This window comes from Streptomyces ureilyticus (assembly GCF_011045025.1).
GTDB lineage: Bacteria > Actinomycetota > Actinomycetes > Streptomycetales > Streptomycetaceae > Streptomyces > Streptomyces ureilyticus.
This window is the reverse complement of the sequence record NZ_JAAKZX010000278.1, coordinates 1-10,450: the sequence shown is the minus strand read 5'-3', so window position 1 is coordinate 10,450 and position 10,450 is coordinate 1. Positions and strand designations below refer to the sequence as shown.

The window sequence follows — 10,450 nt, the reverse complement described above, 5'->3', positions numbered from 1 at the left end:
GGGTCCCGTCGGCGGCCACGTCGGCGAGCATCAGTTCCGTACCGTCCCACGGGGTGTGCACTGAGCGGGGTCCTTCCAAGGCACAAGGTGGCACACAGAAGTTCTGACCGCCGAAAAGGTGCTCCGGGTTGGTGCGTACCTTTCTGGCTTGGTGCATGGAAAGCGACCGGCGGGTGACTCGATCGGGCCGTCGGCCGACGCCTTTTGAGCAAAACCGGCAGAACTAAAACTCGAGCATCGAATCAGACCCGGCCATTAACCATGTACTGGGAAGTTCACCCTTGCACAAATCCCTCACAGCCAACAAGCCACTTGCGCTACTTGCGCAACATCCGACCTCTGAAGGAAAGTCAAGTCGGGTCGCTCAAGTCGCCGCGCTCGCCCGGCTTTTGAAAACCAGGTGCAACTTCAGATCTGCCAGGAGCGCAAACGGTCGGCCGCGCCGAACACATCCGCCTTGCCCGACATCAGGTCACGCGCGAGGTCGACGAGAGCCCCGTAGGGCGGATCGATGCCGACGCCGCTGACGAACATGTACGACACCGCCGTCGCGCAGGCGAAGCGGGCGTTGGCGGACGGCAGCGGCTTGAGCATGGCCAGGGTGTGCAGCAGCGCGGCGGCGCGCCAGGCCGGGTCCGAGTCCACGCCGAGCCGCGGCGGGTCCACGCGGTGCCGGGCCACGGCTGCCACGAGCGCGGAGAAGTCGTTCACCGTGGGCTGGTCGGGCAGGACCTCTTCGTGGCGCTGGAGCAGCCACGGCACGTCGATATGGATGACGGAGGCGGCCATGGGTCAGGCGGCCCGCCCCTCGCCCGTGCCGGTTGGTTCGTCCTCGGGGAAGGCGGCGGCGAACTCGTCGGCGTGCGCCGCGAAGAACTGGCGGAACACGTCCGCGCCTTCCTGCAACGCGCGGTGCCGCACGATGTCGGCCGCCGCCGCCTCGCGTACCAGGGCCTTCATCGACGTACCGCGCTCCTTGGCGATCTGCCGCAGATCCTCGAGCTCGCGCTCGCTGAATTCCACGTTGAGAGCTGGCATGCCCCTCACGGTACCGCGCGGGTACTTACCCGTAAATAGCCGCAGGTCAAGTGCTGCACAGGCCGGTACCGAACAGGTGTGAGCGGCGGCGCTCCCCGGCTCGTACGGGCTGAGACGTACGTCACTCTCCCCCGCCCGATGTCACACTCCGGGCCCCCGGAGCCCTCGCAGTAGTGAGGCGCGCAACGGGAGGCACAGGCATGTCCAGAAGTCCGGCACCGCAGGCGGGGGTCGACGAGGCCCTGAACACTGCGACCCGTCTGTTCATGGAGCACCGCGAGCTGCTGTTCGCGATCGTCTACAACATGCTCGGCAGTGTCGCCGACACCGAGGACGTACTGCAGGAGACCTGGCTGTCATGGTCCGGCAGCCGCAGCCGGTCACCGCAGAAGGAGATCGGCAACCCGCGCGCGTATCTCGTCCGCGTCGCGGTGAACCACGCGCTGAAGCGGCGGGACGCGATCAGCCGGCGGCGCGAGACGTACGTAGGCCCCTGGCTGCCCGAGCCGCTCGTCGCCCGGGCCACGGACGAGCCACCCCCGGACGCCGCCGACCCCGCCCTGCGCGCCGAGTCCGTGTCGATGGCGATGCTGGTGGTCCTGGAGTCGCTGACCCCGCTGGAGCGGGCGGTGTTCGTCCTGGGCGAGGTGTTCGGCTACGCCCACACCGAGGTCGCCGAGGTCCTCGACCGCAGTCCCGCCGCCGTACGCCAGCTGGCGCATCGCGCCCGGCAGCATGTGCATGCCCGGCGCCCGCTGTACGAGGCGCATCCGCGGGTGCGCAGGGAGGCGACCGAGCGGTTCGTCGAGGCCGCGCTCGGCGGTGACATCGGTGCGCTGATGGAGATCCTCGCGCCGGACGTCACGGTGTGGAGCGACGGCGGCGGCAAGGTCCGCGGGGCGGGGCTGCGGCCGGTGCGCGGCCGGGACAAGGTCGTGCGGCTCATCACGGCGCAAGCGGGACAGGGCGGGGCACGGCTGGACTACAGCTACCGGCGCGTCAACGGCGACGACTCCGTGGTGGTCTTCGACGGCACGTCCCCGTTCGCCGTGATGGTCATGGACCTCACTCAGGAGGGCGACCGGATCAGCGACGTCTACATCGTCACCAACCCCGACAAGCTCACGCACATACGCAAGGACGACGGCGTATGACCACATACGAGAAGGCGCCCTCGCGCCGGTCCGCGGCCGACGAGGCATCTTCGGGTGCACGCGTGGCCGACTGGTTCGACGGCCGTCTTGGCACCCACAGCCTCGGCAGGAAATATCTGCGCAAGGTGTTCCCGGACCACTGGTCGTTCCTGCTCGGGGAGATCTGCCTGTGGAGCTTCGTCGTACTGATCCTCACGGGCGTCTATCTGACGCTGTTCTTCCATCCGTCGATGAACGAGGTGACGTACCACGGCAGTTACGTCCCGCTGAACGGCGTACGCATGTCGGAGGCGTACGCCTCGACGCTGGACATCAGCTTCGACGTACGGGGCGGACTGCTGATCCGGCAGATGCACCACTGGGCCGCGCTGATCTTCGTGGCCGGGATGCTCATGCACATGATGCGGCACTTCTTCACCGGCTCGTTCCGCAAACCCCGTGAGGTCAACTGGCTGTTCGGCTGGACGCTGCTGTTCCTCGGCCTGTTCGAAGGGCTCTTCGGCTACTCACTGCCGGACGATCTGCTGTCCGGCACCGGGCTGCGGTTCCTGGACGGCGCGATCCTGTCCGTGCCGATCGTCGGAACGTATCTGTCGTTCTTCCTGTTCGGCGGCGAGTTCCCCGGAGACGACATCGTCGCCCGCCTCTACTCCCTGCACATCCTGGTGATCCCCGGCATCATGGCGGCCCTGGTGGTGGCCCATCTGATCCTGGTCTTCTACCACAAGCACACCCAGTTCCCGGGGCCCGGGAAGACCGAACGGAACGTCGTGGGCGCGCCGTTCATGCCCGTCTACATGGCGAAGGCGGGCGGGTTCTTCTTCCTGGTGTTCGGGGTGATCACGCTGATCGCGGCGATCGCCACGATCAACCCGGTCTGGGCGTACGGGCCTTACCGCGCCGACCAGGTGTCCACGGGAGCCCAGCCGGACTGGTATCTGGGCTTCGCCGAGGGGCTGGTGCGCATCATGCCGGGCTGGGAGATCAATATGGCCGGCCATACGCTCGTCCTCGGCGTGCTGATCCCAATCGTCGTCTTCCCCCTCCTCCTCGTCTTCATCGGTGTCTATCCGTTCCTGGAGTCCTGGATCACCGGCGACAAGCGAGAGCACCATCTGCTGGACCGGCCGCGCAACCGGCCGATCCGTACCTCCATCGGCACGGCCTGGATCAGCGTCTATCTGATCCTGCTCGCGGCCGGCGGCAACGACATCGTGGCCACCCGCTTCCAACTGTCGATCAACACGGTCACCTGGGCGGCCCGGATCGCGCTGTTCGTCGTCCCCGTCCTGGTCTTCATCGCCACCCGGCGCATCTGCCTGGGCCTGCAACGCCGGGACCGCGACCTGGTGTTGCACGGCCGCGAGACCGGTGTCATCAAGCGGCTCCCGCACGGCGAGTTCGTCGAAGTGCACCAGCCGCTCTCCCCCGCCGAACTGCACACGCTGACCCAGCACGAGCAGCCCCGGCCGCTCGAGCCGGGCCCGGCCCACGACGGGAACGGCGTGCCGAACCCGAACGGTTCGAAAGGGCGGCTGCGGGCTCTCCTGTCCCGCGGTCTGTACGGCGACGGCACACAGGTGCCGAAACCGACGGCCGAGGAGTACCGCGCGGCCCATCCGGAAGCGGAGGCCGAGGCGGTCGAGCAGCCCCGGGAAGCCAGCGCGGTCAGCGAGGCGGGGCCTCCAGACGGCTGATCCGCTGGGCGCCGCGGGCCTCGCCCGGGTGGCGGCTCGTCATGGTGAGCCGGATGCGGCCGGCACGTACGGCATTGAAGGTGATCGCCGTCGGCGCGCGGTGGCCCAGTCGATCTCGGCTCCCTTGACGGGCACGTAACGGCGGCCGTCCCAGTACGCCACCTCGACCGTGGCGGGCAGCGTGTGCGTGGCGTCGACGGTGAAGGAGACCTCGATACGGTCCAGGGTGCGGGTACGTCCCCAGTCGACCGAGACCCAGTCCTCCTCGCGGGCGCCGTCGAAGGCGGGCAGCAGGGCGGTGGCCTCCTTGTGGAAGGCGTTGGACCACCCGGTCGCCGGGTCGCCGTCGAGCATCGCGGCGGGCAGGGTGTCCGGACGTCCCGAGTAACTGGCGTCCGCCAGGGGGTAGTTCGGGGCGCCAGGGCCCGGGTCGGGCTTGAACTCCGGTGCCGGGGTCAGGACCTTCTCGCGCGCGGGCGCGGTGCGTACGGAGACGGTGGCAGTCCGCAGGCCCTTCGAGCGGGCCCGCACCGTAAGCCGTCCCGCCCTCGTACCGGAGCGGACGATCGCCAGGGCCTTTCCGTTGAAGGCCGTACGGGTGCTCGACTGGTAGCGCTCGGCGCTCTCCTCGCGCCCGTTGTCGAGCCCGGCGAGCGAGCCGCCCTCGACGTCGAACGCCAGGAGATGTTCGGCGCCCGGCACCATCACACCGCGCGCGTCCACCACCTCCGCAGTCACGAAGCAGAGCGAACGGCCGTCCGCGGGAAGGGACTTGCGGTCTGCGGTCAGGCGCACGGCGTGCGGCTTCCCGGCGGTGCGCAGCACATCGGTGGCGACGGCACTGCCGTCCCGTCGGGCCACCGCCTTCAACTCGCCGGGCGCGAACGGCACCTTCCAGATGAGGTGGAGCTTGCCCGCGCTGCCGTTCGGGCTGGTGTAACTGCCGGGCCAGGGACCGCCGGTGACGCTCTTGTCGTCGCCGGTCGCCTCGGTGGTCTCCAGATACGTACGGCCGTCGGTGGTCTTCTTCTCGTCGAACTTCCTTGTCCCCAGCGACTTTCCGTTGAGGAACAGCTCGACGGTGTCCACATTCGAATAGGCCCAGACCTCGACCGTCTCGCCCTCCTCGTGGTTCCAGCTCATCGGGAGCAGATGGACCATGGGCTCGTCGGTCCACTGGCTCTTGAAGAGGTGGTACGTGTCCTTCGGGAAGCCCGCCGTGTCCACGGCTCCGAAGAAGGACGCCTTCACCGGGAACACGTCGTACGGAGTCGGCTCACCGATGTAGTCGATCCCCGACCACAGGAACTCCCCCGTGAACCACTTCCGGTCCCGGTCCTTCTTCAGCCCGTACTCGCCGCTCATCGTCCAGGAGGCGAGGTTGTTGTCGTACGAGGACGTCGCGCGCTTGCCCGGCGTGTGGTTCTCGCCGGTGTTGAGGCGCTCCGGCTCCTGGTACGTCCCGCGCGTGGAGGTCTCGGAGGAGGACTCCGACTCGAAGAGGAAGAGGCGCGGATAGCGGGCGTGCAGGGCGTCGACGGAGGCGGCGGTGTTGTAGTTGAGGCCGAGGCCGTCGATCTTGGCGAGGAGGAGGTCCGCGGGCGATCCGACGGGCGGCACGCTGCGGTGCCGGTGGGAGCCGATCACGATCGGGCGGGTCTCGTCGAGCTTCTTGATGCCGGCGATGAGCCGGTCCGCCATGGTCAATCCGGCGGTCGAGGTGAAGTCGGGGACCTCGTTGCCGATGGACCACATCAGGACGGCGGGCGAGTTACGGGCCGCGAGGACCATCTCGGCGATGTCGGCGTCACTGTGCTCGTCGAAGAAGCGCCCGTAGTCGTACGGGTTCTTGCCGCGCCGCCAGCAGTCGAGGGCCTCCACCATCATCACGATGCCGAGCCGCTCACAGGCCTCGATCACCTCCGGGGCGGGCGGATTGTGCGAGGTGCGCAAGGCGTTGACGCCCATGCTCTTCATGATCTTCAACTGGCGCTCGACGGCGTCCGCGCTGACGGCTGCGCCGAGGGCGCCCAGGTCGTGGTGGAGGTTGACCCCGCGGAGTTTGGCGTACACGCCGTTGAGGGTCATTCCGTCGTCGGGGTCGAAGACGGCGTGCCGGATGCCGAAGGGGGTGCGGTAGGTGTCGGTGGTCTTGCCGTCGACGCGGAGTTCGGTGTGCAGGGTGTAGCGGTGCGCGTCCTCGAAGGACCACAGCCTTGGCTTTGTTGACCGTGAGTTGATGGGTCTCGGTGGCCGTGTCCCCGACCTCGATCGTGGAGGTCTCGCGGGCCACCGTACGGCCGTCGGGGTCGACGACGCTCGATCCGGGGGTGCTGGCTGCTCGCCCGGGACTGTACACAAGGGCGGTTTGACTCGATCGTGTGATGATCGGCTTCCGGGCTTGTAGCAGTGTGGGCTGTTCGGGCTACGGTGACCGTGCGATCTGGAACGCCGGGTACGGCGCCAGGGTGCGGGGCCCCCGCCCCACCGGAGTGATGGTTCGGGGCCTCCCCGTCGCCTCTGGCCATACCCATCTGGCCAGGTCGCGCAGGGAACCGGCCTCCTGGGATCGGACCACGGACAGGATCCGTGTCGCTGCCCCGGGGTTGAGTACGCCGGGGACCAGTGCGCCCAAGACCGTTCGGGGCGTGCGGCTGAGCGGACTCGCTCCTGCTCAGTCCCCAGGAACGGTCTGTTCGATGCTCCAGTCGCCGATGATGTGCCGCCAGTCCGAGTCGTCGTAGCCGGGCTCGGCGGCCCGGGCGTAGGCGCCGGTGGGGTCGGTGAGGCCGGATGGGTTGACGAGGGCGAAGCGCCAGCCGTCACGGAGCGGAACGGACCGCCGCTCTCCGACGGCGGCGCGGCGGGCTGGTGCGGCCTGGACCTCGGAGGTGCCGGCGAGGACCACCGGAGTCGCCGTGCCTGCGATCAGTACCGACCTGCGCGTCACCGTCATGACGGGTCTTCCCCTTCGTCAGGGCTCAGAAATACTCACAACTGCTCGCGACCCAACAGGTTCTGACGGCGTGACACTCTGGACCGACAAGACCGCGGCAGGCCTCTTCTGTCCGTCACGCCACATCGGCCGCAAAACCTCCCGGTGACCGGGGGCCGGGGAGCGGCGGCCGGTGCCGGTGTGCTCCAGGCGGTGTGCGGACCACCCGTACGGACTAGGCTGGGACTCTAGTGACGCAGCTGATCACTGTCAGTGTCCGCAAGGGACGCAATGGAGTGTGGCGACGATGAGGAGCCACGACGACACACCGTCCGACGGTCCGGACTACCCCTTCGACGTGACCGCCACAGCACGGGCCGTCCTCGACGCGGACGGCATCATCGTCGAGTGGAACGAGGGCGCCCGGCGCCTGCTCGGCCATGCCCCGGCGGAGGTCCTGGGCCGGCCCGCCGCGGATCTGCTGGCCCAGGGCGACGGGGCCGGGCCCCGGCCCGAGCCGACGAGCAATCGCTGGAGCGGACAGCTCGCGCTGCGCCATCAGGACGGCCGCTCCAGGCACATATGGCTGCTCGCGCACCGACGACGGTCCAAGAGCGGCGACCGCAGCGACTGGCTCCTCGTCACACCCCTCGACCGTACGGACCCGCTGCCCGACGGCGATCCCCTGACGACCGCGCTGCTTGAACAGTCCCCGTGCGCCACGGCGATCTACGACGAGCGGCTGCGACTGCGCCGGATCAACGAGGCCATGGCCCACGCGATCGGGCTCCCGGAGGACCGGATCCGCGGACTGCGGCTCCCCGAGCTCGGCGGCCGGCCGCAGAGCGAGGACCTGGAGCGACACCTGATCCGGGTGCTCCTGGGCGGGCAGCCCGAGGATGTGCAGACGTACATGAGGCTGGGCGGGGAGCGGGAGCCGCACGCCTGGCTGGCCCGCATCGCGCCGCTCACGGACTCCGAGGGCAGGGTGCGCGGCGTCTGTCTGACCGCCCACGACTTCACCGAGCAGTACCTGGCCCGTGAACGTCTGCAACTCGTCAACGAGGCGAGCATCCGGGTCGGCTCCACCCTCGACGTCAGACGCACGGCCCAGGAACTGGCCGACGTCTGCGTGCCGGCGCTCGCCGACTTCGTCAGCATCGACCTGATGGATCCGGACGAGCAGGGCGGCGAACCGTACTCCGGGCGGCTGTCCGCCCCTGTCAGCCTGCGCCGCGCCGCCCACCGATCGGTGCACCCGGGCAACCCGGAGGCAGTGGTCAAGCCGGGCCAGGTCGATGTCTACCCGGCGTCTTCGCCGCAGGCCGACTCCCTCCTCGCCGGCCGGCCCATCGTGGCCTCGGACCTCGCGTCCACGCTCTCGGAATGGCTCGCCTGGGACCGGCCGCGCTTCGAACGCGTCAAGGAGTACGGCATCCACTCGACGATGTCGGTCCCGATGCAGGCCCGCGGCGCACCCCTGGGCGTCGTCGTGTTCACCCGGTTCCGGCGGGCCGAGCCCTTCACGCCCGACGACGTCCTGCTGGCCGAGGAGGTCACGGCCAGGGCGGCCGTCTGCATCGACAACGCCCGCCGCTACTCCCGCGAACGCGCGACCGCGCTCGCCCTCCAGCGCAGCCTGCTGCCCCGGACGCTGCCGCGCACGGCCGCCCTGGAAGCGGCCTCCCGCTATCTGCCCGCGGCCCGGGCCGGGGTCGGCGGCGACTGGTTCGATGTGATCCCGCTGTCGGGGATGCGGGCCGCCATGGTCGTCGGGGACGTCGTCGGCCACGGCGTCCAGGCCTCGGCCACGATGGGGCGGCTACGGACCGCCGTCCGCACGCTCGCCGACATCGACCTGGCTCCGGACGAGCTGCTGACCCACCTCGACGACCTGGTCCTCAGGCTGTCCACCGAGGCGGGCGGCGACGGAACGACGGGCGAGGTCGGCGCCACCTGCCTGTATGCGGTGTACGACCCGATCAGCCGCCGTTGCACCCTCGCGCGGGCCGGGCATCCGCCCCCGGTGATGCTGCCGCCGGACGGCCCGCCGCGGGAGATCGACGTACCGCCCGGGCCCCCGCTCGGCCTCGGCGGGCTGCCGTTCGAGTCCATCGAGCTCACACTCGCCGAAGGGACCGTGCTCGCCCTCTACACCGACGGCCTGATCGAGAGCCGCGACCGGGACATCGACGTCAGTCACCGGATGCTGTGCCAGGCGCTGGCCCGCCCGTCGAGCTCACTGGACGACACCTGTCATCACGTCCTCCAGACGCTGCTCCCGCCGAAGGGCGTGTCCGACGACGTGGCCCTGCTGCTCGCCCGTACGCGCGGACTTCCCGCCTCTCAGGTGGCGACCTGGGACATCCCGGCCGACCCCGCCCTCGTCGCCCCGATCCGCAAACAGGTCGTCCAGCAGCTGAGCGGCTGGGACCTGGACGAGGCGGCGTTCACGACGGAGCTCGTGGTGAGCGAACTCGTCACCAACGCCATCCGGTACGGCGAGCGCCCCATCCGGCTGCGCCTCATCCACGACGCCGGCACGCTGATCTGCGAGGTGTCGGACGCCAGCCACACGGCCCCGCATCTGCGGCGCGCCAAGACCTTCGACGAGGGCGGTCGCGGACTGCTCCTGGTCGCCCAGCTCACCCAGCGGTGGGGCAGCCGGCACACGCCCGAGGGGAAGACGATCTGGGCGGAGCTGACCATGGACGAGGACTGACCGTGCGCATCATGGTGTGCGGCCGGGGCTCGGCCGGGCGCTGTGCGTCGGCTCGGGCGATTCGCCGTCCGTGTGCGCGTTGATCCACTCCATCTGGAGCGAGGTCACCGACGTCTCGAACTGCCAGCGCTGGGACGCGCCGCTCTCCCGCGTCTTGAGGACGAGGGCCGTCTCGCCCTCGTCCGCGGCGGGTGCCAGGGCCAGCTCCTTGCGGGCCAGCGGCAGCAGCTTGTCCCCACCGGTGAAGTCGTAGCGCACGTTCTTGATGTTCAGCTGCTCCTCGCCCTCACAAGCGCCCAGCCGGACCGAGGAGGCGAGGCGGGAGTCGAGGCACAGCTCCGGGGTGTCCAGGCTGCGGAGCAGGCCGTCTTCCTCGTACGACCATTGCTGCAGGGCGGAGGTGGTGCAGGTGGTGAGCACGGCCTCCGCGTCCTTGACCGCCTTGTCGCCGGCGATGCCGACGCACAGACCGTTTCCGGCATTGCGCAGCTGCCCGCGCGTGGTGCCGGACGGCGGGTCGTCGTCGCCGCTCGCGCCGCCCGAGCCGGCTCTGGACGGCCCGGCACCGGGCTCCCTGGACTCGGGTGCCTTGGAACCCGGTGCCTTGGACGCCGTCCCGGTTGCCGCGTCGGAGGGTGGCGGCGCGTCGTCCCTGTCGCCGGCCCACAGGATGAGCGGCACGGCGACGCACGCGCTCACCGCGAGCACAGCGAGGGCGAGGGTTCTCCGGCCGCGCGGGCGCCTTCCCGGCTTCGGGGGGTAGGGCGGCTGCGGGGGCGTCGCAGGCATCGACGTACTCAAGAACCCCAATGAAGTGCGGCGCTCGATCGGCCTGTCCGGCCAGTTCGCCGCGGTCGACGAGTATCTGACCGGCCGCGAGAACCTCCAGATGGTCGGCCAGCTC

At 69.7% G+C, this 10,450-nt stretch carries 6 protein-coding genes and 2 pseudogenes; 4 read left to right on the top strand and 4 right to left on the bottom strand.

All coding sequences use genetic code 11. The annotated features are described in order from the left end of the window. Positions 1-408: 408 nt before the first annotated feature. Both G6048_RS43495 and G6048_RS43490 read right to left on the bottom strand, forming a co-directional pair. Positions 409-789 (bottom strand): toxin Doc, encoded by a 381-nt coding sequence (locus G6048_RS43495; RefSeq protein ID WP_165345136.1) that lies wholly within the window; start codon positions 787-789, stop codon positions 409-411. A 3-nt stretch (positions 790-792) separates the two neighbouring features. Beyond that, positions 793-1,038: a hypothetical protein gene (locus G6048_RS43490; RefSeq protein WP_165345135.1), complete on the bottom strand. Its 246-nt coding sequence runs from the start codon at positions 1,036-1,038 to the stop codon at positions 793-795. A gap of 200 nt (positions 1,039-1,238) precedes the next feature. On the opposite strand from G6048_RS43490, the gene sigJ reads away from it, so the two are divergent. Then, a complete protein-coding gene (sigJ, locus tag G6048_RS43485) occupies positions 1,239-2,192 on the top strand; it encodes an RNA polymerase sigma factor SigJ (RefSeq protein WP_165345134.1) in 954 nt (317 codons plus the stop codon). After that, the gene (qcrB, locus tag G6048_RS43480; protein ID WP_165345133.1) at positions 2,189-3,889 is read left to right on the top strand and encodes a cytochrome bc1 complex cytochrome b subunit; all 1,701 of its coding nucleotides are present in this window, start codon (positions 2,189-2,191) and stop codon (positions 3,887-3,889) included. Before sigJ ends, qcrB begins: the two co-directional genes overlap by 4 nt. Here qcrB and G6048_RS43475 read toward each other — a convergent pair. Next, positions 3,861-6,845, bottom strand: a pseudogene (locus tag G6048_RS43475) (glycoside hydrolase family 2 TIM barrel-domain containing protein). The gene qcrB and the pseudogene G6048_RS43475 overlap by 29 nt on opposite strands. Before the next feature lie 286 nt (positions 6,846-7,131). Between G6048_RS43475 and G6048_RS43465 the strand changes: the two are divergent. After that, positions 7,132-9,546, top strand: a complete 2,415-nt coding sequence (locus G6048_RS43465) for a SpoIIE family protein phosphatase (RefSeq protein ID WP_165345132.1) — start codon at positions 7,132-7,134, stop codon at positions 9,544-9,546. A gap of 9 nt (positions 9,547-9,555) precedes the next feature. Here G6048_RS43465 and G6048_RS43460 read toward each other — a convergent pair whose 3' ends face one another. Continuing rightward, positions 9,556-10,335 (bottom strand): RICIN domain-containing protein, encoded by a 780-nt coding sequence (locus G6048_RS43460; protein WP_165345131.1) that lies wholly within the window; start codon positions 10,333-10,335, stop codon positions 9,556-9,558. Here G6048_RS43460 and G6048_RS50555 point away from each other — a divergent pair. Continuing rightward, positions 10,313-10,450 (top strand): annotated as a pseudogene (locus tag G6048_RS50555) (daunorubicin/doxorubicin resistance ABC transporter ATP-binding protein DrrA); the annotation flags it as partial. The gene G6048_RS43460 and the pseudogene G6048_RS50555 sit on opposite strands and share 23 nt — an antisense overlap.

Bases quoted from the DNA above. Each gene is read 5' to 3' on its own strand.
- G6048_RS43495 (WP_165345136.1), bottom strand. From the start codon at position 789: ATGGCCGCCTCCGTCATCCATATCGACGTGCCGTGGCTGCTCCAGCGC.
- G6048_RS43490 (WP_165345135.1), bottom strand. From the start codon at position 1,038: ATGCCAGCTCTCAACGTGGAATTCAGCGAGCGCGAGCTCGAGGATCTG.
- sigJ (WP_165345134.1), top strand. From the start codon at position 1,239: ATGTCCAGAAGTCCGGCACCGCAGGCGGGGGTCGACGAGGCCCTGAAC.
- qcrB (WP_165345133.1), top strand. From the start codon at position 2,189: ATGACCACATACGAGAAGGCGCCCTCGCGCCGGTCCGCGGCCGACGAG.
- G6048_RS43465 (WP_165345132.1), top strand. From the start codon at position 7,132: ATGAGGAGCCACGACGACACACCGTCCGACGGTCCGGACTACCCCTTC.
- G6048_RS43460 (WP_165345131.1), bottom strand. From the start codon at position 10,335: ATGCCTGCGACGCCCCCGCAGCCGCCCTACCCCCCGAAGCCGGGAAGG.